The following is a 25,693-nucleotide window of genomic DNA, read 5'->3' on the forward strand; positions in this document are numbered from 1 at the left end:
GGATTGTCGGCCGCCGACCCGGCGGGCGGGGCGGTCACCGGGCGAAAATGTGTGCGCGGCGTTCCGGGTCGTCACAGACGTCGCGGACCAGCAGAGCCACGTCCAGGTCGGGGGGAATCGATCGATAGCTCAGCTCGCACACCACCTCGCCGTCGATGGCCACCGCAAACCGGGTCCGGTTGCCCTCCACCATCTCCCACACGATCGAGGTGCCGGCCGCTTCGAGGTTGAGCAGCCGGTCGCCGACGCGCAGCGCCAAACCGTCGGTGCCGCGGTAGAACACCACGGGCACGCCGTCGAGTTCACCGTAGACGCCGCCGGGGGCCCGCATCGCCAGCGCGGCGGGCTGCAATTCGCCGGTCGCCGGCTCGAACTGCGCGAACTCACCGAATCCACCATAGGCCTGCACCATGATCTGCGAGGTGACCGCTCGCGGCGCGGTGGTGAACATGCGACGTCGTGCGCTGTTCCCCTGGTTCGCCGCGGGGGCGCCGGGTGTGCCGGGCGGACCGGGAGGCGGCAGGACCGGCGGCGGTGTCGTGGGCGAACCATTCTGTGGCGCAGCGGCATTCGGGTCGCCTTGGCGCAAGGCACCGTTCGAGCGGTCGTGCTCGCTCCGGCCGGGTGCACCACCCTCGTTCGTGGACCGGCCGTGATCGAAGGAACCCGGGTCGTGCGGTGCCCGGCCCGGCTGGTCCAGCGCCCCGTAAGCCGTCCCCGGATCGTCTGCTGTCGCGGGCCAGGGTGGCTGCGGACCCGTGGTGCCCGAGTCGCCGGGCGCCGACCAGCCCGGTGCGGCCTGGGGGCCAGGTCCCTGCGACTCGGGGCCGCCGGTATGTCCGGGCGCTCCGGGTTGCGCATCGGGCGCCGACGGCCAGTGCGGGGCCGGCGGTGTCGGCCACTGCGGCGCGGGAGGCGTCGTCCACGTTTCCGAGGGCGGGCGCCCCTCCGGACGCGACCAGTCCGGGATGCCGTGTCCGTACGGCCGATCCGGCCGATACCTGGCAGGCACGTCGTGATTCGGCTGTTGAACCGGCTGCGGCCCTTCACCTCCCGAACCGGTAGGCCAGTTCGGTGGCTGCGGCGTCGTCCCGTCCGGGGGTGGTGTGCCCGGCGGCCAGGGAGCCTGCGGCGACCACGGTGGTTGCGGTGTACCCGGCGGCCACGGCGGTTCAGGAGCGCCCGGCGGCATCGGTGGTTGCGGTGCGCCCGGCAACCAGGGTGGCTGCGGCACTCCCGGCGACCACGGTGGGTGCGGAGCACCCGGCGACCACGGTGGTTGCGGTGCGCCCGGCGGCATCGGAGCACCCGGCGGCACAAGCGGATTCGGATACCCGGGCGGCACCGGAGCGTTCGGCGGCACCGGACCTTCCGGGGGCTGCGATCCCGGCGGCACCGGCTGCGGCGGCGCACCCGGAGGCTCCGGAAAGCCGGGCTGCCCCGGCGGATTCGGATACCCAGGCGGCGGCACCGGCCAATCCGGCGGCGGACCCGGCGGGGTCGGCTGCGGCGGCACCGGCGGGTTCGGATACCCGGGCGGCACCGGCGGTTGCGGCGGCACAGGAGAACCCGGCGGATGCCATCCCGGCGGCGGCCCCGGGGGCTCCGGGAAACCGGGCTGCCCCGGCGGATTCGGATATCCAGGCGGCGGCACCGGCCAATCCGGCGGCGGACCCGGCGGGGTCGGCTGCGGCGGCACCGGAACACCGGGCGGCACAGGCGGATTCGGGTACCCCGGTGGCTGCGGCGGCGCAGGAAAGTCCGGCGGCTGCGGCCCGGGAGGCCACGGCGTTCCCGGCGGTGCGGGCGGCAGCGGAGGCTGCGGCGGCAGAGGCTGCCCCGGCGGATGCGGCGGCTCCGGCGGCTGCGGCACCGGAGGTTCCGGCGGCACCGGAGGTTCCGGCGGCTGAGGTGGTTCGGGTGGCACCGGCGGCACAGGTGGCTCCGGCGGATGCGGCGGCTCCGGCGGATGCGGCGGCTCCGGCGGATGCGGCGGCTCCGGCGGAACGGGGGGTTCCGGCGGCAGCGGAGGGCGCGGCGGCTCCGGCGGCACAGGTGGTTCCGGGGGCACAGGTGGTTCCGGGGGCACCGGAGGTTGCGGCGGCTGAGGCGGTTCGGGTGGCACCGGCGGCTGTGGCGGCACCGGCGGAACGGGGGGTTCCGGCGGCACCGGAGGACGCGGCGGCACCGGCGGCACAGGTGGCTCCGGGGGCACCGGCGGACGCGGCGGCTCGGGCGGCACCGGAGGACGCGGCGGCTGCGGGGGCTCAGGCGGCCGGGGCGGCTGCGGAGGTTCGGGGGGCTCGGGGGCTCGGGGGGTTGCGGCGGGAGCCAGGGGCCCGGGTCTACCGGCTCGTTGGGTTCGACTTCGGGCAGGTCGAACTCGTACTCGTGCGGCGGATGCGGGATGTGCGACCGCAGCACTGGCCCGCGGCGTCGTGGGCCCGGCTCGCCCCCATCGCGGCCGTCGCCGCCGGACGGCGGGGCTCCGCCACCCGATGGCCTGCGGCCACCGCCGTCACCGTCACCGCCTTCGGAGTCATCGTCCCCACGACCGGCGTCGCCGTCCCCACGACCGGCACCGCGATCGCCACGGTCGGCGTCGCCACCGGGACGACGAGTCCGGCCGCCGCCGTCGGCGTCATCGTCGGCATCGTCGGCATCGTCGGCATCGTCGGCATCGTCGGCATCGTCGGCATCGGCACGATCGTGGTCGTCACCCGGCCCGGGGCGCTTCGCATCCTTGTCCCCGCCTTCGTCGGTGCCGCTCGAATCCTTGTGCCGCGCATCCGGTTCGGACGACTGCGCACCTTCGTCGCGCGATTGCCCGGCGCCGTCCGCACCCTGCTCCTCCGAGGTGCGCGACCGGCCAGCCTCGGTGTCCACACCACCAGGATTCCGCTCATCCGCGGTGCGCGACCGACCGGCTTCAGCGGCACCGTCCCGTCCCCGCACACCTTCGTCACGCGATTCCCCGGCGCTGTCCGCACCATCCGGACCCTGCTCCCCCGCGATGCGCGACCGACCGGCTTCAGCAGCACCGTCCCGTTCCCGCGCACCTTCGTCACGCGATTGCCCGGCACCGTCCGGATCCTGCCCGCCCGCGCCGGGCCGGCCGGGCGCGGGAGCCTGCCGGTGGTGCGCATCCGCCCCGCCGGACTCCAGTTCGTCGAACCGCGCACGCATCCGGTCGCGCAGTTCATCCAGATGACGCAGCAGCTCCTGATGCTCACGCTCCGCCTCGTCGGCATTCCGGCGGAACGCCTCGTCCAGCGCCCGCAACTCACGCTCGACAACAGCACGCGGACCCTCGGAATCCGCCTGCTGCCCACCGGAATCCTGCTCCGGCTTCGATTCCGGACGGGACGAACCGCCCTTCGCCTGCGCACCGTCGACCCCCTCGGCCGCGTGCTCAGCCCCAGCGGAATTCTGCTCCGGCTTCGATTCGGGAGCGGACGAACCATCCTCCGCCCGCGAACCATCGGCCTTGTCGGCCCCCACCGGCGCACCGGCCTCCAGCGCGTCGAACCCGGCACGCATCTGCGCCTGCAACTCGTCCAGATGCCGCATCAGCTCCTGATGCTCACGATCGGCCTCGGCGGCATTCCGGCGGAACGCCTCATCCAGCGCCCGCAGCTCACGCTCGACAACAGCACGCGGACTCTCGGAATCGGGCTGTCGCCCAGCCGCATTCGCCTCGGTGTCCGGCCGGGACGAGGCGCCCTCCGGCGATTCGGTTCCGGCACGCTCCCCGCCGGACGCGTCCGCCGCACTGCTCTCCAACTCGTCGAAGCGCGCGCGCATCTGCGCCTGCAGCTCATCCAGATGACGCATCAGCTGCTGATGCGCGGCCTTCGCCTCGTCGGCATTCCGGCGGAACATGTCGTCCAGGGCCCGCAGCTCACGCTCGACAACGGCACGCGGGCCGTCCGAGTCCTCCTGCCGCGCAGCAGCACCCGAGTCGGCGTCCGCCTCGGGCCGCGGCTGCGCGCCATCCGGCCGCCCGGCCCCGGCAGCCTCCGACTGCCCGGTTCCGGCACCGTCCGAATCGGACCTGCCCACCCCGCCGTTCTCCAGTTCATCGAACCGCGCACGCATCCGGTCGCGCAGTTCATCCAGATGACGCAGCAGATCCTGATGCTCACGCTCCGCCTCGTCGGCATTCCGGCGGAACGCCTCGTCCAGCGCCCGCAACTCACGCTCGACAACCGCACGCGGACCCTCGGAATCCGCCTGCTGCCCACCGGAATCCGGTTCGGGCGAGCGCGCCTCGGCATCCCCCGGCGGCAACGGCCCACCACCGCCCGACGGCGGCAATGCCCCGGCGAAACCGTTGCCACCATTCTGGTTTCGAAGCGTTTGCGACGGCGGGCAGTACGGGATACCGGCGCGCCAGTCGGTGAGCGGCGGCCGCTCGGCGTCCCAGTGCAGACCCTCCGTGGCCGCCACGTACGCATTGGCCTCGTGCCAGGTCGCGCCGTCGTTGTCGGCCAGGAACCGCGACTCGGCCAATGCCTCCTGCACCAGCGGAATATCGCCCTGTTGCGGCTCACCGGCCACCAGCCGGTCCCACGCCTCGACGACGTCGTCTCTCGACCCCAGAACGTCCGACTCGGCCAGCGCATCCCGGAACAACATGACGTCCGACGCCGTCGGCTCGCCGGCCACCAGCCGGTTCCACGCCGCGGCGACGCCCTCGTTCGCGACCAGGAAGCGCGACTCGGCCAGCGCATCCCGCAGCATCAGGATGTCCGACGGCAGCGGCTCGCCGGCGATCAGCCGGTTCCATGCCTCGGCGACGTCGGCGACGGCGTCCAGCGGCCGGCGGGTCAGCTGCCGGGAGTCCGGGTCGAGCACCAGCAGCTTGTCGCGCATCAGGTGGTTCTTGATCTGCACCAGTTCGTCGCGGGTCAGATCGGGAACGTCGACATCCATGTACCGCGCCAGCACGGCGGCGACGGCATCGGGATCCCCCTCGCCGATCAGCAGGTCGCGGATGTCGGCGACGGTGTCGCGCACGGCATCCGGGTCCGCCAGCCAGAAACGATCCGCGAGATCGGCTGCGACACGGTCGATCCGGTCGTTGATGTGCTGGATCTGCGCATCGATGTCACCGCGCGGGTCGATGCCGCGGTCCGCGTCGACGAGCCGCCGCCGCACCTCGTCGACCACCTCGCGAGCGGCGTCGGCTCGCTCGTTGCGGCGATGTTCGTCCAGTCCGTCCGCGATGCGGTCGACATCGGTATCGGCCTCGTCGTTCCGGAAACGGGTGTACTCGTCGTCGGCCCACTTCTGCACCTTCGCCCATTCCCGCTCCCGCTGGATCTCCTGGCGCACGAATCCCGGATCGATCTCGCCGTGATCGTCGGCCAGTGCGCCCCAGTCGATCTCGCGCACCATCGGCTGCGCCTCGGAGGGCTTCTCCCGGAACCAGTAGTGGCCCTTGAATCCGGGCTTGATCCGCCCGGGGTTGTCGGGGTCGTTGTACCAGGTGAAACCGCTCAGCTTCGCGGTCTCCAGGATGATCCGCATCGTGTTGTAGACGACCCCGGCGAACGGCACGTCGTAGGTCTGCACACCGGGAATCGGCATGGGCTCGCCGCCCGGGATGGCCGGGAGCAGATCCTTCGGGATGGCACCGGGCGGGTGATCGACCAGGGCGCCCTCGACCGCCGCCTGCGTCGGGTCCACCGCCCAGCCACTGACGCCTTCGGGGAGGTCACGCGGCTTGTACGACTTCGGCACGGTCGGCGGCGGTTCGTTGGTGACGAGATCGGGCCGGGCGGGATCCACCGGATGAAACTTGCCGTCGCCGTCGCGCCACATCGTCACGTCGATCCGGCGGCCGCCCAGCCAGCCGGTGCTCAACCGCAGCACCTCGGCCCCCGGCAGCCTGGTCACGGTGACGCCGTCGCTCCGGTCGACGGAGAACCGGTGGTACTCGACGGTGGTCTCCGGCCTCGTAATCGCCTGGGCCGCAGCGCCGCTGCGGCGCAACGCATCGGCGAGCGCGGCATCGTAGTGGTCGCGACCGCCCTGACCGAGGGCTTCGCGGGGACCGAAGACGATGATCCGCGGCCGTTCTCCATCGATGATCCCGACCGTGTCGGTGACCATGCGTCCGCCCATATCCCCGATGTGCCGCCGCCACACACCCCCGACCCGGGCCATGTCGTCCTGGATCAGGCCGATCCGGTCGTGCGCGTCGCCCACTTCCCGCGCGACGTCGGCCAGCCAGCGGATCTCCTCCGCGCGGTCGGGATGTTCGAGCTCGAGCCGTTCGACGGTCTCCGCGAGCTGGTCACCGTGCAGCACGTGCTCGTCGATGTTCCCGTCCATGTCCACGCAGCCGAACCGCGCGGCCAGATCGTCGCGCATGGCGCGGCGCGGCTTGATCCGGACCAGTTCCTCGGCCCGTTCCTGGGCCATTCGCTCCAACTCCTCGGCGACCTCCTCGGACGGCCGTCGTTCCACCGCGCCGCTGCGCTCCAGCTCCTGAATCTGGTGATCGACGCGCGCCACCCGGCCTTCGAGCTGGAACACGCGCTGGGCGGCGTCGACCATTTTGCTCAGGGCCTCGCGGCGGAACGTGACGTCCAGCGGCTGGGCCGACCGATCGAGGTGCCCCTCGGGGTCCTCACCCATCGGATCGACATCCACGTGCAGAATGGCCGCGTCGCCGTAGTGCTCGAGCACCTCCCGAGCCAGCGCGCTGCGGTTGTCGAGGACCTCGCGAATGCCCCGGGAGTCGGGCAGGCGGTCGACCCGGTCCGCCATCTTGGCACGCCAGAACTCCAGCTCGCGCACCAGATCCCGGCGCTGCTGCATGAGCCGGTCGTATTCGGCGTTGGCCCAGCGGGTCGCCTCGTCCGGATCCTCCGGTAGCGGCTGCTCGCCGTCCGGCTCGGGCCCCTCGGCAGGATCCACGCCGCGCTGCCCGGTGTCGTCGGAGTCGTTGCGCGGCGGCGTGATTCGATCGATGCCGCCGTGCTCGAACCCGGCCACCTCGGTCAGCAGCGCGTGCAGCACGCGCGCCGGTTCGGCCGCGTTGCGGCCGTTGAGCGTGACGTCGAGGAATGCGTCCGCCAGCGCCTCCCCGACCCGCAGCGCGCCGTTCTTGAAGCTGTACCGGCTCAGCTGACGCAGCCAGGCGTGGTACTCGTCGGGATCGATATAGCCCCGCGTCGCCTTGTAGTGCGCGAGCAGCACGTCCTCGGCCAGGTCGCGGGCCCACTTGTTGCCCGCATAGTCCAGGGCGTGCCCGAGTTCGTGCACGATCGAGGCGTATACGGGCCGGTCGGCCACACCGCGGGGGGAGAAGCCGGTCCGCTCGGCGCGCGCCTTCGACGCCCGCAGTTCCTCCGGATGGGTGGCGAAATGCCGGTCCAGCGTGATGGATTCGGCGATGTAGGTGCCGTCCGGACGTTTGCGCCAGGTCGCCTCCGCATGCCGGTTGTCGCCCAGGTCCGCGATGTCGATGCGGCGCAGGTCGATCTGGTCGTGCCGGGTGAGGATGTCGTCGATCGCGCGGGCGTATTCGCGCAGCGTGTCCACGTCGACGTCGTCGTCGAAACCGTGGATCTCCAGCCGGGGATAGCGGCGTCCGAGCTCGTCCACGATGCCGTCGCGGTCGAGGCCCGACCACGTGTCGTCCGTCGGCGGGTGCCGATCCGGAACCCCGGCGTCCGGGTGATCGGTGACCGGATCGTGGTGAGCCTCGTCGTGCGGCGGCGCGTTCTGCTCCGGCGCCTCGTGCACCGGCGGGGCTTGCGCGGGATCCTTACCCCGGTCGGGACTTTCGGGCGGCGGCACCTCACCGGCCCGCCGATCGCCCGGCCGGCCCGACTCCGGAATACCCGAATCCCTCGGCCCGGAGTTGGTTTCGTCGCCACCGCGCCGCAGCAACCGGTCCGAGATCCGCTTCAGCCGACCGCCGCCGGGCTCGTCCGAGGGGGTCAGCGGGGCCGTCCCGTCGCGCAACTTCTCCGCGATTCTGTTCACCAGCCGCTTCGGATCCGAATCCGACATGCCCTCCAGATGCCGTGCCAGGACGTCGCCGGTATCGCCCCACTGGGTGGGTGCAGGCACTCGCCAGCCGCCCTGCCCGTCACGCTCGAGCCAGACACCCAGGTCGACACCGCCCACCTGGAGCTTGTGCCAGTCGTACCGCCGCGACACGTCCCGCGGCGGCAGCCCCTCGGTCATCGGCAACGGAACGCGACGCATCTTCAACTGCGCGGCTACGTGCGCGGGATGCGGTTCCGCGATCGTGGGATCGTGTTGCGCGAGCCGGAAACCCACGTCGACGAAGTCACCGGTGAGTCCGCTGGGCCCCGTGGGCGAACGGCCGGATCGCGACCGGGTCGGTATATCCAGAGCGTTGGGACCCAGCTGGCGCAACCACGCGTCGTAACCGAGATCCGTCAGGCCCGCGCTGCGATACCGGAGATAGTGCGCCAGCATCTGGGCCGTGGACTCTCCGTAGTCCGGCCTGCGGTACTCGCCTTCGGCGGTGCGGGCGTCGACATCGTCCGGGATCAGCAGTCCGTTGTCACCGGATACCAGTGACCGGTACTCGAGTCGGTGCGAGCCGTCCCACAGCACGTCGGCGTACTCGGGCCGCTGTTCGGCCAGCCGGCGCAGCGCGTCCATGTGCCCGCCCGCACCGGCGACCACGAGCAATCGGGTCTCCACACCCATCCAGCGCGGCAGCCGCGCGACGTTGTCGGTCAACCGCTCACCGCCGGGAGTTCGCCGCACCGCCGCGTCGATGACCTCGCGGGTGGCTCGGTCGATCTCGTCCTGCGACCGGTCGTGCGCCGATTCCCTTGTCGAAGAGTCGGATTCGTGTCCGGGTGGAGCGTCCGCCGTCGGCGCGTCCTGCGGGTTGCCCCAGCGCCGGTGCGGGCCCTCATCCGCGGCTCGGACCGCGTCGAAGGCGATCTCGGCGCCTTCCAGACCGACCTTATCGATGTAGCGGCGCAACGCCTTTCGGCCCGCTTCGTAGGCCACCTGCTCCGGCCGGGGCGCGTCGGCGGACCGTTCCGCGGCCCGGAGGGCCTTGCGGTAGGCCTTGTCGTAGGCGTCGGTGTAGGCGCGTTCGGCGGGCCCGACCGGTGTGTCCCCGCCCATGTCCCGCAGGAATCGGATCGTCTCGATCTCGTCGGCGTAGGCGCGCGCACGCTGTTCCCGCAGCGCCGGACTGTCTGTGGGCGGGGGTGGCGGGACGTCGCCGGAGGGCGGAATCCCGTGTGCCCGATCCCATTCGGCGCCGTAGTGGGTGGCGAAGCTCCCGTCGCCGACCGCCGGGCCGAGCTCGTGCATCCGGGCACGCACCGCCCGGACACCGGCGCGGTAGGCCGCCGCCTCGAACGTCCAGGGGTGCACGGCGTCGCTGTCGCGGTAGGCACGGCGGGCGGTGTCCAGTGCGTCGCGGTAGGCGTCGAGATACGCCACTTCCAGCTGGTCCCGGTACTTGTCGTAGAACTTGTCGCGTCCGCCGTCGCCGCCGCGGCTGCGCCGGACATCCTCGAAGGACAGCGCATGCGCCTCGGCCTGCCGGTCGAGCATCAGGTCGATGTACTCGCCGCGCGGCAGTGTCGCGCGTTCCCGGGCCCAGCCGGGATGTTCGCGGAACATCTCGATCATCGCGGCGGCGCGGATCGCGTCCGTCACCATCCGGTCCGACCCGGCCTTGGAGTAGAGGTACACGATTCCCGTGGCGGGGTCGTATCCGAGCGCCGCACCGATCCGGACCGCGCCGCTGATGTCCATGCCCGACCGGACCTCGGGTTCGCTGCTGAAGCGGATGTCGACGTCGAGCCGATCGAGCAGCGACATCGCCCACCGGCCGAGCGGCCTGCCGTCCGGATGGATCTGTGACGCGCCGGTCAGCCGCCACAGCCAGTTCCGGCGGCCGGAAGCCTCCTCAGCGAGGGTAGTGCCCCGGGGTCCCACCGGATCGTGTTGTGCCGCAGTCTCGTCCGGCCGTGCCCCGTCCCGGTGCGCGGGGCCGTCGGGGGACGACTCCGGGTCCGTCGCCCGTACCGCACGCACCACACCCGATTCGTCGACATGGACGCGGACCAGATCGACGGGCCCGAGTTCGGCGTGCCGCACCGGCCGGCCGACCTCAGACGCCATCGCGTCGAGCAGGTCCCGCCCCACTCGCTCGGCGATCCGCCGTTCGATGTCCCCGGCCCGGCGCGCCAGATCCTCGCGCCGCCGCACCATGTCCTCGAGCACACGCCGATCGTCCGACCGATTGCCGTCCGGGTACGGGTCGCGCTGCCGCATCTGTTCGAGCCGCTCGGCCCGGGTTCCGGTCCACTCGGGTACCCCGCGACGCGGCCGATCGTCTGCGGCTCCGTCATCGAAACGGCGCAGGGCCGCCACCAACCGATCGAAGGCCCGGTCGAAGGCGGCGTCGACGGCCCGCAGCCGCCGGGTGGCCGCCGCGTGCTCACGCACCAGTTGGTGCACCTGCTGGGCGGATTCCGCCGAATGCGGCACGTATTCGGGCCAGGACCGGGGGCCCTCGCCCCGCGACGGTGCGGGCTGCCGGGCGGCGTGCCACTCCTGGCCGTGCGCGTCGCGGTGATGGGTATCGGCGCCCGGCCGGCCGAACCCGTCGAACTGCCCGTTCGCCAGCAGGGCATCCGTCCCGGCGTCCCGGCCGATGCCGCGCAACAGCGTCTCGGAAAGACCCGGCTGCCGGGTTCGGGCGCGGTCGACGGCCTCCCGGTACGCATCCTCGTACACCGAACGCATCTCGTCGCGATAGCGCGCCTCGGCCAGGCTCAGCCCGGACGGGCGGTCGGTGCCGAAGCCGGCCTCGCGCAGTTGCCGCTCGAACTCGACCTCCCGCCCGAACGCGGCAGCCTCGATGCGATCGTGTGCCGCAAGGTGATCCGCCAACTCCGTCGCCGCGATGCGCGACGGCATCACCTCGACCTCTCCGGAGGCGATCGCCCGCACCTGCTCGGCGGCCCGCACCACCGCGGCCGCCTGCTCCGCATGCGTGCGGCCGTGCGTGTCGATGACGATCTCCATCGTCCGGCCGTTGAACGAGTCGTGCTCGGCGAACCGCACCGATGCACCCGCCTCGCGCAGCACGGCCGCGGCCTCGCGACCGACCTCCGTGTGCGACAACACGTCCCAGACCTGAACGAAGTTCGGGTCCGGGATATCGGCCTGCCACCCCTCCGGCTGCGTCTCGGCGTCCTGGACCGCGCGTCGTACCTCCTCCTGTGCCCGCCGATCCCGGTCGGCGGCTTCGGCATCGGCATCCGCGTCGGCCGGTGGGCCGTCCATCGCATCCGTACCGGTCTCCGGTTCGCCGGGCGGCATGTGCCTGGAATCGGCGCCGGAATCACCGAACCGAGCCTCGGCGAAATCCTCCTTCGCAGATCGGTTCGGCCCGGCCGATCCCGTCTCCGGAGTAATCGGCCGTGCCGACCGGGCGGCCTCGACCAGCATGTCGTGCAGCACGCGCGCCGGACCGCCGGCCTCCTCGCCGCGCAGCACGACCTCCGCATAGCCCTCGGCGAGCGCCTCACCGGCAGCCAGATCCGTCTTGGCATGGTCGTGGAAGCTGTAGCCGCTGAGCTGTTGCAGCCAACGCCGGAAACCGGGCATGTCGCCCCTCGGATTCGCGTGAATGTAGGCCCGCAGCAGGTCCATCGGCGTCTCCTCCTCGAGACGCACCCGGGTGCGCGGCGAACCGGCGTTGTCCAGGACGTGGCCCATCTCGTGCACGATGATGCTGTACACGGGGCGCTTCGAGAAGACCTCGTGGAAGCGACGGTCGCCGACGTTGAGGTCGACCGACCGGTGGAACTTGGCCAGATCCGTGGCGATCGTCCGGTTGACGACGAGTTCGGAGTACTTCTGCCGCGGATCGCCCGATCGCGGTATCCCATCGGTCTTGGCGAACTGCCCGTCCTTCAGGGTCTCGATCCGGATTTTCCGCAGATCCATCTGGGGGTACTCGGATCTGGGGAATCGGGTGAGTGTGTCCTCGACCGCCCGGCCGATCTCGCGGGCCACGTCGGGGTCGACGCCGTCGAATCCCTCGACGTCCACACCGAATTCGTCGCGCAGGCGGTCGGCGACGCCGTCCCGGTCGAGGTGCTGCCAGTCGTCGTCGATCCGGGAGCGAGCGAGGTCGGCGTCGCCTCCGTCCCGCGGCACCTCACCCTCCGCCGCATCCGAGCGGGGCCCGTCGGGATCGTCCGGGCCCGAAGAGGATTCGTCGTCCGGCAGCCGCCGAGCGCCGCCGCCGTCGCCGGGCCGATCGGGTTCGGGTCTCGGCGCGCCCATCGGCGGGGCGTCGGGGGGATCCTCGCCGTCCGTTCCGTCGCGATCCCCGAACAGCTCCCGGCGCAGCTGCGCGAGATGATCCTGTAGCCGCCGGAAGTCCTCGTCGATCTCCTGCTTCTGGCGCCGGAACTCCGCCTCGATGTCGTCGCGGGGCACCGCGCTCGAATCATCCTGCCGCCCGGCTTCATTCGGCTCGGCATCGGATTCACGCTGCGAGTCGCCGTGCAGATCCCGGCGGATCTCGTCGAGCCGCTGCATCAACTCGTCGTGCAGCCGGGCCGCCTCGGCCTCGTTCCGGCGGAAGTCCTCGTTCAGCGCATCGATCTCACGCTGCACCGCGCCCTCGGCCGCCTCCCGCCGCAACCGCCGGACCTCGTCCATCAGCTCCTGGTGCCGGCGTTCGACCTCCGCCTCGTTGCGGCGGGACGCCTCGTTCAGCGCGTCGATCTCGCGCTGCGCCGCGTCCCGGATCGCTTGCTGCGACAGCTCGTGCCGCAACTGCCGAACCCGTTCCATCAAGTCGGCATGCTGCTGCGCCGCCTGTTCCTCGTTGCGCCACAGCGCCTGATCCGCCGCGGCCGCCGCCCGATCCAGCGCCGCATCGATCCGGCCACGACTACCCGCCGAATCCGGTGCCGCCCCTTGATCTTCGGCGCCCTCCGACCGAACTCCATCCGGTTTCGCAGCCTCGGAAGCAGCCGAACCCTCGGGCGGGACCGCGCCTTTCGGCGGCGTCGCGCTCTCCGGCGGGGTAGCGCCTTCCAGCGGCGTCGTACCCTGCGGCGGGCTCTCCCCCATCGGTGGCGTTGCACCCTCCGGCGGGGCGGCACTCTCTGGCGGAGTGGCACTTTCAGGCGGCGGCCCCTCGGACGGGGTAACACTCTCCGGCATCTCCCCTTTGGGCGGCGTTGCACCCTCGGGCGGAGTAACCCCGTCCGGTGGCGTCTCTTCCTTCGTCGGCGTGGCCCCCTCCGGTGGGGTAGCACCGTCCAGCGGCGTCGCACCCTGCGGCGGGCCCTCTCCCTTCGGCGGTGTCGTGCCCTGCGGCGGGGCGGCACTCTCTGGCGGAGTAGCACTTTCAGGCGGCGTCGATCCCTCGGGCGGGGTAACGCCCTGCGGCGGGGTCTCCCCCATCGGTGGCGTGGCACCTTCCGGCGGCGTCGCGCCCTCGGCCGGCGGACCGCCGAGTGGACCGGGAGGCGTGGGGCCGTCGCCACTGTCCGGGCGGTCGCCCGCGCCCAGGCCGCGGTCCGCTACCAGCTGCTGGGCCAGGTCGGCCAGGCGGTTGATCTGGTCCTGCCGCTGCCGGACCTCGTCGCGCAGCGCCTGGGTCTCGGCGCCGAGATCTTCCGGCCCCTCGTGCTTGTCGATCCGGCCGTCCCGGTACGCCTCGTAGACTTTCTGGAAGGTCTCCGGATCGGCATCGGCCAGATCGACGCCGACCAGGCGGGACCAGTCGTCCCCGGGTTCGGGGCGTCCGTCCGGATCTCCTTGCGGCGCATCGCCTTCGGTCTCGGCGCGAGTGGCCGCATCGGCGACGGTCCGAGCGAAGTCCCGCGGATCGCCGGAACCCACGGCATCGTCGATGATGTCGCGCAGCCCCGGCAGGGCGTCTGTGTCGTGCACCGGTGACTCGGGGTCGGCCACGCGGGGATCGGCCGGGGTGCGTGTGCCGTCGGCGCCGTGCGAGTACGGATCGGCGTCGAGCAGCGCCCGGGCGAAATCCGCGAACGCGTCGCGCACATGCGGCGCGTCGCCCAGCCGGTTGACCGCGCGGAACAGCTTCTTCGGATCGAGGCCGTGCTCGTCGGGGACCCAGTCCACCGGGCCCTGATCGGAGATCTCGGGGAGGTCGGGCGACAGCGCGGTGAGATCGGCGTCGTCACCGAGCAACTGCCGGACGAACCGATCGCGCGCGGCGTCGACGGTCGCCTCGTCGACGCCCCGGACCAGCGCCGCGTAGTCGGCGAGGGCCTGCAACTGCTGGCGCCGCAGCGCCCGCCCCTGCGACCGATCGGTCAGGCGGTCGGCCATCGAATCCGCGGTGAGATCTGCCTCCGACATACCGAGCAGCTGGGCCAGCGGAGAACGACCCCGACTGTCGTTGGACTGCAGGTTGTGGAAGTTCTGAATGTCGTTCGCCGAGCGCGCGTAATCGCTCAGCGCCTCGATCTGACCGGCCCGCACCGCGTTGTCCAGCTTCAGATCGCCGATGACGCGCGCGAGTTCCTCCGGGCTGCTGAGTATGCGGGCCACGTCCTCCGGCCCGAGGCCGAGATCGCGCGCCACGTCCACCAGGTCGGCCAGCACTTCGCGCGGCGATCGCGGCGGGGCCGGGACATCCGGTCGCCCGGCGCCGTCTCCGCTCGGCGCCGGATCGACGGTGTGCGGCACCGCGCGCCACGAACCGTCGCCGTCGCGCACCATCGTCGCGACCAGCCGGCGGCCCTCGACGTCGGCGCGGTGGTGATGCACCTCCGGCGTATCCACCGGATCGAGATGGACCTCACCGCCCTCGTCCCGCACCTGCCGGTAGTCGACGGTGACATCGCCGTTGTTGACCTCGTCGGCCAGATCCGGGTGTGCGGCAAGCACATCCGCGAGGACCTCGTCCCGGCCGCGCGGCCCGTCGATCACCACCAGCCGGTCCGGCTGCCCCTCCCCGATGGGGACCCGGGCGGCCTGGTCGTCCAGGGCCTCGCCGACGGGCGGCTCCTCCGGTGGCAGATGCGGCGCGGCGGCCTCGGTGAGTTCGGCGAGCCGGTCGGCGCGGGCGGCGTTCTCGTCGCGCAGGCGGTCCAGGGTCTCGTCCAGCGGCATGGTGCCGTCGGCATGCCGGGTGATCTCGTCGAACCCGAGGCCGAACATCTGTGCCCAGGAGGACAATTCGTCGCGCAGCTGCTGGCGGCGCAGCGCGTGCTGGAAGTAGGCGGGCGGGCCGTCGTCGCGGCCGAGTTCGGGATCGTCGCCGATCTGGCGCTGATGCCACTCCGGCAGCGGGTCCGCGCCGTTGCCGATCTCCTGGGTCCCGCGCAGGCCCATATCGCCGCCGCGGGCGTGGATCATCTCGGTGAGCAGGAAGCCCATCGGGTTGTCGTCGAAGAAACTTCGCGGGACCTCGCCGATAGGCACGGGCGCCGGTCCGCCGTCGGGTCCCGAAACCTCCCCGCTCTCGAGGGCGGGCCGCTCGGTGCCGTCGGCGTCACGCCACGAGTAGGGGCGGGTCACCTCCTCGTCGTAGCGGCGGGCCGCATCGGCGAGCCCCTCGATCGACGCCGCATTGCGCAGGCAGCGGTACTCCTCCTCGGCAAGCACCCGGCGGATGGTCTCCGGATCCTCGTCGGGCAGCCGGAAGCCCAGGCGCTCCGCCGTTTCCGACAGCGTCTCGCCCTCCGGCGGCGGACCGTCGCCCTCCTCGTGCGTGTGGTCCGCGGAATCCGGCGACTGTTGTTCGGCCGCATCCGGATCCGGGATCGGCGCGTTCTCCAGCTCGACGGCCTGGTCGGTGTCGATCAGGTAGTGGGTCTCCAGATCGTCGATGATCCGTTGCCGCAGTTCGGGATCGGTGACCGTGGCGAGGTGGTCCAGCAGCGCCTGCACGGCCTCGTCGCCGGCATCGGGATCCAGGCGCACCAGGTCGAGCAGGATCTTGTGCCGCAGTTCCGGATCGTCGGTCCGGTCGAGCAGGTCGCGCAGATCGGCGACGCCGTCCTCCGGCCGGACGTACCCGTTCTCCAGGCCCTCCGCGATGTTGCGGTGCGCCTCGGCCGCGTCGCCGTCCTCGAGCCACGGCTTGTACTCCGCCCCGCTCGAATCGCGCAGCGGCACATGATCACCCGCGTGGATGATCATCCGCGACGACAACCGCCCGAAGAACGGCAGGTACTCGCGGTTCTTCAGGACGATGGCGCCTTCCTTCAGCACCCGCGCCACCGGGTCCTGGGTGGGCCCGCCGCTGTCGGGGGCGGGCCCGACCTCGGGCCCGGTCGGCGGATGCGACGGCGGTGGCGTCGACGGCGGTGGGGGATCGAGCAGATCGGGCGCATGGACCACGCCGTCCTTGATCGCCGTCTGCCCGCGTGAGTCGAGCATCGATCCGGACGGGGTCTTGTAGGACGGCCCCTCGTAACCCCGGGGGGTCAGGAACTCGCGAATGCGCCGCAACACCCTGCGCAGACCCGACTTCTGTTCGGGCGCATCGGATTCGTCGGTGCGGTCCGGTGCGTCGCCTTCGGGGGGAGCCGGCTTCCACCCACCCTCACCGTCGGGAACGACGCGCAGAGTGACCTGTTCGCCGTCGATCTCGACGGTGACGTCGCGCGGACCGTCCGGCTGGTCGATGGAGGCCGGCTCGATCGGCTCCGTCTCGCCGGCGGCGTCGTCGCGATCCTTGTCGGACGAGTTACCTTCCGGGGGATCGTTATTCGACCCGTTGTCGCCCGGATCGTCCGGCGAACCGGCGGGCCGCGGCCGCCCCGAGGGCGGCTCCTTGCCGCCGCCACCCGCACCGCGCGCGGGCGGTCGCGGAGCCGACTCGCCCGCGACCGCGGCAGCGGCGGCCAGGGCGGCCGCACCGTCGGTCTCCCCGGTTTTGCCGTTCGCATCGGCACCCTGCTGCGGTCCCTGCTCGGATTCGCTGCCCTTCGGCGGCGCACCCGCACCGGCCTCTCGGCCCTGCGACCGCGCGTCCGGCACCCCGGCAGGCTTCCCACCGGGCGTTGCGCCGGAACGGTTTTCGGCCCCGGCGCGCGCCCCGGAGCCCTGTTGCGCGGCCCCGGAACGACCGTCCGAGCCGCCCGCCTGCGGCTGCGCACCGCGCGGCTGTTCACCGCCGGGCACCTGGCTCGCCCTGGACTCCCCCAGCGAACTCGACCGCGGGGTGGCCGAAGACGAACCGCCACTGGATGTTTCGCCACCCACGGCGGCGGGCGCCGCACCGGGCGCGTTGCCGACGGGCGCGCCCGGCGTTCCCGCGACCGGAGCCACTCCCGGCCCGACCGGCGTCCCGCTCGGCGAGGCAGCCGAATCCTTGTCCGCCCCAACACCGTCCGCCGACGGGTCTCCGGTCCGAACGGCATCCTCGCCACCGGTGGGCTGCCGGGTCGCGGACCCCGCCTGTTCCTCGGACCCGGCGACCTGGTCCGTGCCGTCGTCGGCCTTCGCGGGAGCGCCGGAACCCTCCTCCCCGACCGGCGCCTCGCCGCGCTGCGCCTGATCGCCACCGGCAGACTGATCGGCCTCGCCCGACCGGTCGGCACCGGCCGAGTCGTCGGCACCAGTGGGCTGATCGGCACCAGTGGGCTGATCGGACCCGGTCGACCGATCACCACCACCGGCGGACCGATCGCCCCCGCCCGACTGGTCCGCGTCACCTTCACCGACGTTCTCTCCACCGCGACGGCCATCGGCCCCGGGCGCGCCGGGAGCCTGGTTCTCACTCGAATTCGACTGATCCGCACCGGAATCGGCGTCTCCGGCCTTACCGTCACCCTCCGGTGTTCCGCCCTGCCCCTCGCCGGCTCCCTCGGGGGTGTCACCGGACGCTCCCGCCGGCTGGACCGGCGCCTCACCGGCCCTGGGCTGCCCGCCGGAACCGTTCGACTCGCCGCCGCGCTGCTGCGAGCCACCGTCGCCCTCCGCACCATTTTCGTTGGCGCCCTCGTTATTCGAACCCGGCAGATTCGACGACCGGTGCGGTGCGCTGCCGTCCCCGCCGGGTGCCGGGGCCCCGCCCTTCTCCGCCTGCACCTGATCGAACAGATCGTTCAACTGGCTGCCGAAACTGGGCCGGCTCGCCTGATCGAAGCCGTGATTGCCCCAGAAGTGGTTCGCCCCGGCCTTGTTCGCGCCGCTGAGGGCGCCGTTGGAGGCGCCGGCGGTGAACATGAGCGGATCGATACCGGCGGCCTCGGCGTTGGCCCAGGCCTGATCCCACCCGTGCCGAAAGGTGTCGATGGTCATCTGGGTGCCGGTCGCGGCGGCCCACCCTGCGGTCGCTCCGGCCAATCCCGCGGCGGTGCCGGTGATGGCGCCGCTCGCCAGCTTGCCGCCCAGCGAGTCACCCAGCTGGCGGCCCAGCGCATTCCCGAGCTTGTCACCGATCGGCCCGGCGGCCGCACCACCGGCGGCGGAGCTGACGGCGGTGACGACCACCTGATCCCAGTTGATCTTGTCCCGGTGCCCCTCGTGCTGCTGATAGGCCTGGATGCCGACCTCCTGCAGCGTGCCCAGCGCGGTGTCGATGGCGACGTGCCTGGCCAGGAACTTGAGCGTGGACGACGAGATGAGCCGGGTGACGATCCGCCGCACGGCCGCCAGCAGCGACCGGCTGAGCATGCGCAGCCCGACCCGGGTGATCGCGATGGCGGCCGCCTCCGCCGCGGGAGCGGTCGGCGGAAAGATCCACGCCGCGGCGATTTCCGCGGCCAGCAACCCCAGCGAGGTGATGAACATCAGCTGGGTGTATTCGATCTCGGTGCCGACCTGGTCGGCCGAGTCGCCCACCAGATCGAAGTTCTTCGCCAGTTCCTCCAGCGACGACTTGCCGTGCATCAGCTGGTCGAAGGCCTTGCTGATCTGCTCGGTGCCCCCGCCCTGCGGGTAGGCGCCCAGCGAGGCCGACTTGGCCGCCTGGATATCGTCCAGGATCTCGCGCATCTCGATCGCGGCGGTGCGCCACGGTTTCGCGACGCCGTCCCACATCCGGTCCGGATCGCCGTCCGGCCATTCCGATCCGGCCACCCATTCCAGCCAGGTGAGCCAGCCGGGCAGCTCAGCCATCGGGACCTACTCCGATATCACCAGCTGGAATCGGTGACACCGCGACCACGCTCGTCGGCCGGCGCCACCGATTCGACGTCGGTGAACGTCATCGCCTCGGCCGGCTCCTCGTCCCGCTCCGGCGCACCCGGCGGCGCGGTGGAAACCTTTGGCGTCTCGGGCATTTCGGCGCGGAGGTCGGGCATTCCCTCGATCAGCTCGGTGAGCTTCGGCAACCGGGCGCGCTGATCGTGCAGCGGCATCATCAGTTCCTCGACCTTGCGGGACACCGCCGCGGCGGCCTGCTGCGCGGCCTCGGTGAACGCCTTGGCGAGCTCCGGGTAGGTCAGATCCTCCACGCCGGCACCGAGTTTGGTCTCGATCACGGTGCCGTCGGCGTTCACCGCGACGGTCACCCGCTTACGCACCGTCGCGCTGGCCGTCAGCCTGGTGCGCTCGTTCTGGACCCGCGCGACGGTCCGCAACTGTTCCCGGACACCGTCCAGCACCGCGGCCATCTCGGCCCTCGTATGTTCGTTGGCCACAGCGACACTCCCGCTCAGTGAATACCGCGGCCGTTGGCCTGGTCCTGGCTCTCCAGCTTCGTGGCGGCGTCGCGCTGACCGTCGGAGAACCGGCCGAAGGTGGTCTGGAAGTTGCCACCGTTCTCGAACAGATTCTTCTTGCTGGCGCCGTAACCGTTCGGTCCGTCGTGGAACTGCGAACCGATCTTGTCGTTGCCCCAGGGAGAACCCGGATCCAGCGAAGCCGACAGGTTGTCCAGGACGCCCTGGATCCTGTCGCGGACGTCCCCGGTCTTCCCCGCCGCCGTGCGGAACTTGTCGGGGTCGAGTTCAACCGTCATCGTCACTCCCTCCGCCGTCTGCCGTGCGCGCGCACGCAGCAGTGACAGCACGATGACAGCCCCGGGGAAATCGGGTGTTTCGCGAACGTGAACGGCAGCTACCCCGGCGGGTGAACGGGATGGTGCCGGAACGGTTTTCGGCCGTGGTTCACCAGCGCGATCGTGGCCGGACCCGATTCGCGAGGTCGATCAGCGCGTAGCGGTGCAGCCGGCGCGGCGAGGTGCGCGCGGCGGTCCGCAGCACCGACTCCAGGCCCTCCCGCAACCCCGCCGTGGTGTACGGAACATCCAGGATCGTCGCGTCCGGCGACCCCGGACGACCGTCGGCGCGCACCCAGGCCAGCGCCGCCCCGAGCACCACGGCCTGAATCTGCAACCGGCGCGGGTCGTCCCACAGCGCCCGCAGCCGGGCCTCCGCGACACTCAGGTGCTCCTCGGTCAGCTCGGCCGGCGGCCGGGAGACCACCAGCAGGCACGCGGTCAGGCGCGCCGCGTTGAAATGCCGCGACACCTCCGGCACCTGTTGCAGCGTCGCCACCGCCGCGTCGCCGTCGCCGTCGGCGACCTGGCGGCGCGCCAGGCCGAAGGCCGCGCTCGCCATTCCCCGGTCGACCCGCCAGACCGCGCGGTAGTACTCCGACGCCGCCGCCCGCCACCGCTCGGAATCGTCCGCCGCGCTGGCCTGCAACAGCAGTTCGGCGGTGGCGGCCAGGGCCAGTTGCGGAGCGACCTCGCCCGGTACCGTGCCGTGCACCGCGTCGAAATGCCGGTAGGCCCGCTCGAAGTTCCCGTCGCTGAATTCGGCGATACCGCAGTACCAGTCGATCCGCCAGTCCGCGGGATACGCCGGGCGCAGCCGGTCCAGTTCGGCACGGGCCCGATCCACCTCGCGCAGATCGAGATTCGCGCGCACCGCGGCGAGCCCCGCCTCCAGTTCGAAGGAGGCCGGCGCCCCCATCGCCCCCGCGGCCACGTTGTCGCGGTGCAGCCGCAGCGTTTCCAGCGCCTGGTTCGGATCGCCGTGCAGCAGCGGCGACAGCATCTCGGCGCTGGGGTCTTCGGCGTCGATCAACGGAACAGGCAGCGCGGCAAGCACATTCGACACCTCCAGGGCGGGCGGACGATGCCGTCCGTCGATGATCCCGTCGGTCTGCCGCAGCAGCGTGGTGACGCCGAAATCGCCTCGGGGCGCACCGAAGACCGCGGACACCTGCGGATAGCCGCGGTCGTGGTCCTCGGCGAGCACGGCCCGCAACACCCCGCCGAGCTGCCGGTACATCGCGAAGGTCGACGGGAACCGCCGGGCCGGATCGGGATCGGAGGCCCGGCGCAGCAGCCGGTCGAAGGTGGGGTACCGGCGCAGCACCGGTTCCCGGTCCGGCGCGGGCAGTCCCGGCAGCTTGTTGCCCTCCGCATCGGTGGGCATCTGCACCGTCAGCGCGGCCAGCGTGCGCGCGACCGTATAGATGTCGGAGGCGACGGTCGGCCCCGTCTGCACGTATTCGGGTGCCTGGTAACCCTGTGTGCCGTACAGGTTTCCGCCGGACTCCCGGGCGGCGACGGCGCCGAGATCGATGAGCTTGACCTCGTCCGCGGTCACCATGATGTTGTCGGGCTTGAGATCGTTGTAGGCGAGTCCGCACGAGTGCAGGTAGTCCAGCGCGGGCAGGATCTCCATCACGTAGACGATGGCCTCGGCGACCGGGAGGCGCACCGGCGAACGCTGGTCGAGCATGGTCCGCAGCGAGCTGCCGCCGATGTACTCCATCACGATGTAGCCGCACGCGATGTTGTCGACGGTCCGGTGGGTGACGAAGTTGAAGATCTTCACGATCGCCGGATGTGCCATCTCCGAAAGGAATTGGCGTTCGGCGAGCGCCACCACATTGGCCTCGAAGTCGAGCGGATTCTGCAGCCCCTTCAGCACCACCCAGCGGCTGCTGACATTGCGGTCGCGGGCCAGGTAGATCCAGCCCAGCCCGCCGTAGGCCAGGCAACCCCGGACCTCGTACTGATCGGCCACCACCTCGCCGGGCTCGAGCAGCGGCCGGAAGTTGAACGGCGCCTCGCAGTGCGTGCAGATGCCGGTCGAGCGGGCCCGCTCCGCGCCGTTCGAACGCCCGACCGGCTGGCGGCACTTCCAGCAGAATCGCTTGTCCTCGGGCACCTCGGGGTCGGCCAGCATCGCCATGGCCGGATCGGTGGACGTCGTTTCGGGCAGCGTCACCAGGCCCGCGCCGAGCCGCCGGACGCTGGGCCGGGACCGCACCCCCGCGCGGCCCGAACCCGGCTCGAGCACGTCCGTATCCTCCGGACCCTCATCGCCCGGAGGTAGGAAGCCGGCCTCGACGGCATCGGCGCGGCGGGTGGGCCAACGGCGGGTCGGATCGATATCCGGCACCTGACGGCTCGCTCGGGTGTGCGAGTGCTGGTGGCCGGAAACGGTGGCATCGTCCGGCATTCGACCTCTCAGACCTACTCGTATCGGCCCACAACCTGAACCGCTCCGCAGGACGGAGATCATCCGTCCTGCGGAGCGTCCGGAGTCGGTCCCGGTTGGCGTCACAGGGGTGTCCGGGACCGACGGGCATTATCGCGATTCTGCCTCATCACCGCCGGTGGCGCCGCCGCTCGGGGCGGACTTGTCCTCGGCGGCCTGGCCTTCGCGGTGTTCCAGGGGACGCTCGGCGAGCACAGGGAACTGGCCGGTGTACCCCTCACGTACAGCGGCCATGCGCAGCACCCGGCGACGGGCCAGGAACCAGCCGCCGACCAGCAGCGGCAGCATGATCACCACCATCGCGATGACGGCGCCGCGCTGGGTGTCGTCCTCGCCGAACAGCATCAGCACGACCACCAGCGCCATGAAGATCAGCGCCGCGATGTTGGTGTAGGGCGCACCCATCAGGCGGAACGAGGGTCGCTCGACCCGGCCCTCACGAGACCACTGCACCAGCTTCATCTGGCACAGCAGGATCGCCGCCCATGCCGTGATGGTGCCCAGCGCGGACATGTTCAGCACGATCTCGAACGCCTTCTCCGGCACGATGGCGTTGAGTCCGACACCGGCCAGGGCGACCGTTCCGGTGGCGAGAATGCCCACGTACGGCACGCCCTGCTTGGACATCCGGGACGCCACCGAGGGGGCGCTGCCGTTCATCGACATGGAGCGCAGGATCCGGCCGGTGGAGTAGAGGCCGGCGTTCAGGCTCGAGAAGGCCGCGGTGAGCACGACGAGGTTCATCACCGAGCCGGCGCCGCCCAGGCCCAGCTTGGAGAAGAAGGTCACGAACGGGCTCTCGCCGGACTTGAAGGCGGTGTAGGGCAGCAGCAGCGCGAGCAGCACCAGCGACCCGACGTAGAACAGTGCGATACGGGCGATCACCGAGTTGATCGCGCGCGGCATGATCTTGGCCGGATTCTCGGTCTCGCCCGCGGCGGTACCGACGAGTTCCACTGCGGCGTAGGCGAATACGACGCCGGTGGTGGACAGCACCAGGGGCAGCACGCCGCTCGGCAGCAGTCCGCCGTGGTCACTGATCACGCTGAGCCCGGTCTGGGCGCCGTCGATGGTGAACCGCCCGGCGAGGAAGATCGTGCCGACGATCAGGAAGCCGACCAGCGCGACGACCTTGATCAGTGCGGCCCAGAACTCCATCTCACCGAACCAGCGCACCGAGACCATGTTGATGGCCACGACGATCGCCAGCGCGATCAGCGCGATCGACCACTGTGGAATCGCCTTGAACGCTCCCCAGTAGTGCATGTAGGTGGCGATCGCGGTGATATCGACGATGCCGGTCATACACCAGTGGAAGAAGTACATCCAGCCGACGCCGAAGGCCATCTTCTCGCCGTGGAACTCCCGGGCATAGGAGACGAACGAGCCGGAGGACGGCCGGTGCAGCACCAGTTCGCCCAGTGCCCGCAGGATGAAGAACACGAACACGCCGCACACCGCGTACGCGATGAACAGGCCGGCGCCCGCCTCCTTCAACCGACCGCCCGCGCCGAGAAACAGCCCGGTGCCGATCGCGCCTCCGATAGCAATCATCTGTAGCTGCCGGGGACGCAGGGCCTTGTGATAACCGGCGTCCTCGGCGTCCAGCGCACGTGCGGCAGCTGCCTCCGCGTCTGGGTGGGGTTGAACGGTGGTCATAACTGGGACCTTCCATGTGATGTCGACCATACCATCGGTCAATGGAACGTACCTCCAAACGATGGCACATACAACCGGTGAACGAACTTGTAACGGCCCGGAAATCTTTCGGGGCGCACCGATCGATAACCCCACGGTTGCCCCTACCGGGAACGCGCCGCGATAACGCCGCTTGCGCCAGGCATTCTGCGCAACTCAGCTATGAGACAGCAATTTTCGCGGGCCGATAACACCGTTTCCCTCGCCGCGGCCGCCCGGCGCACTCATCGGCCGGGGGCTTCATTTCGGTGTGGTTTCCTTGAGGTATGGCATCCGGTGCGGAGTTCACGATCGACGAGCTGGCGCGTGAGTCCGGCATGACCGTGCGCAGTCTGCGCGCCTATCAGGAGCGCGGCCTGCTGCCGCCGCCGCGCCTGAAGGGCCGAACCGGGTTCTACGGAGCCCAGCATCTGGACCGGGTGCGCGTGATCAGCCGGCTGCTCGACCGCGGCATCAAACTGAGCGGTATCCGGGAACTGCTCGACGCCTGGGACCGCGGCGACGACCTGGGTGCCGTACTCGGCGTCTCCTTGCAGACCGATGCCGCGGGCGGCCCCGCCCCCGGTGCGGGACGGCCGCAGCCCGCGGCCGAAAAGACCATTGCCGCAACCGAACTCATGGAGCGTTACCGCGACGTCCCGAACGGTCTGGCGCGCGTGGTCGCGGCGGGACTGTACGAACCGGTCGACGCCACCACCTATCGCGTGCGCGATCCCCAGCTCGTCCGTTTCGCCGAACAACTGCCCGCGTCGGGGACCCAGCAGGCCTACATCCTGGACGAGCTGGAACGACTGCGCGCCGACTGCGACCACATCGCCCGGCGCTTCGCGGACCTGTTCCAGAACACCGCGGCGGAGACCTTCCGGCAGTCCGGGCGCACCCCGCACGACGTCGCCGAGTTCACCGCGCAGCTGAGCAGCGTCCGGGCGCTGCCCGGCAGGGTCTCGGCCGAACTGGTCGATCAGTTCGTGGCGCGGTACCTCGAGCACATCACCAGGGACCTGGAGGACGAGCCGCCCGACCGGACCGAACCGGCCGGCGGCCGATAAACCATCGAACGGTGGCGCACAGCCGACGTCAACCCCGCCCGAAGATCATCGAGGGGGCGGAACCGTCGGACGGCCGATCCTCATCCGATTCGTCCGGCAGAGCGGTCGGCGGTTCCGGCGCGAGCGGCAGCAGCGAGCCCAGATCCGGTGCGCCCTCGACGATTTCGGAGAGTTTCGGCAACCGGTTGCGCCGTTCCAGCAGCGGTTCCATCAGCTTGCGGGCCCGTTCGCGCACATGCTCGGCGGCGGCCTGCGCGGTGTAGGTGATCGCCTCGGCGATCTCGTCGTTGGTCAGATCCGACAGATCCTCGGCCAGCTTGGTCTCGATCAGCACACCGTCGGCGTTCACCGTCACCTCGATCCGCCGGTCGTAGGCGGCGGCCGTGGCCGTCAGCTTCGACCGCCGCAGCTGTACTTCGGCGATCCCGCGCAGCTGTTCGTCGATCCCCTCCAGCAGGGTCGCGGCGTCGGCCTGCAAGCGCTCATTGGGCATTCGAACCT

General features: G+C 71.3%; 7 protein-coding genes. 1 reads left to right on the forward strand and 6 read right to left on the reverse strand.

The window, feature by feature from the left end:
- Nucleotides 1-129: 129 nt before the first annotated feature.
- From D892_RS0106095 to D892_RS0106115, 5 genes are all read right to left on the reverse strand, one after another.
- Entirely contained in the window at nucleotides 130-19,101 is an 18,972-nt protein-coding gene (locus D892_RS0106095; RefSeq protein ID WP_024800393.1) for a hypothetical protein, read from the reverse strand.
- A gap of 17 nt (nucleotides 19,102-19,118) precedes the next feature.
- Entirely contained in the window at nucleotides 19,119-19,625 is a 507-nt protein-coding gene (locus D892_RS0106100) for a hypothetical protein (protein WP_024800394.1), read from the reverse strand.
- Between the two features lie 14 nt (nucleotides 19,626-19,639).
- Entirely contained in the window at nucleotides 19,640-19,945 is a 306-nt protein-coding gene (locus D892_RS0106105; protein WP_156959404.1) for a hypothetical protein, read from the reverse strand.
- A 148-nt stretch (nucleotides 19,946-20,093) separates the two neighbouring features.
- The gene (locus tag D892_RS0106110) at nucleotides 20,094-22,406 is read right to left on the reverse strand and encodes a serine/threonine-protein kinase (RefSeq protein WP_024800396.1); all 2,313 of its coding nucleotides are present in this window, start codon (nucleotides 22,404-22,406) and stop codon (nucleotides 20,094-20,096) included.
- 129 nt (nucleotides 22,407-22,535) lie between these two features.
- Nucleotides 22,536-24,104 carry an amino acid permease gene (locus tag D892_RS0106115; RefSeq protein WP_024800397.1) on the reverse strand — a complete coding sequence of 523 codons (1,569 nt, stop codon included), beginning with the start codon at nucleotides 24,102-24,104 and terminating at the stop codon, nucleotides 22,536-22,538.
- Nucleotides 24,105-24,409: 305 nt separating this feature from the next.
- Here D892_RS0106115 and D892_RS0106120 point away from each other — a divergent pair, with 305 nt between their 5' ends.
- Nucleotides 24,410-25,192, forward strand: a complete 783-nt coding sequence (locus tag D892_RS0106120) for a MerR family transcriptional regulator (RefSeq protein WP_024800398.1) — start codon at nucleotides 24,410-24,412, stop codon at nucleotides 25,190-25,192.
- A 28-nt stretch (nucleotides 25,193-25,220) separates the two neighbouring features.
- On the opposite strand, the gene D892_RS40540 is transcribed toward D892_RS0106120, so the two are convergent.
- Nucleotides 25,221-25,685 (reverse strand): YbaB/EbfC family nucleoid-associated protein, encoded by a 465-nt coding sequence (locus D892_RS40540; protein WP_024800399.1) that lies wholly within the window; start codon nucleotides 25,683-25,685, stop codon nucleotides 25,221-25,223.
- Nucleotides 25,686-25,693 lie beyond the last annotated feature (8 nt).

This window comes from Nocardia sp. BMG51109, assembly GCF_000526215.1.
GTDB lineage: Bacteria > Actinomycetota > Actinomycetes > Mycobacteriales > Mycobacteriaceae > Nocardia.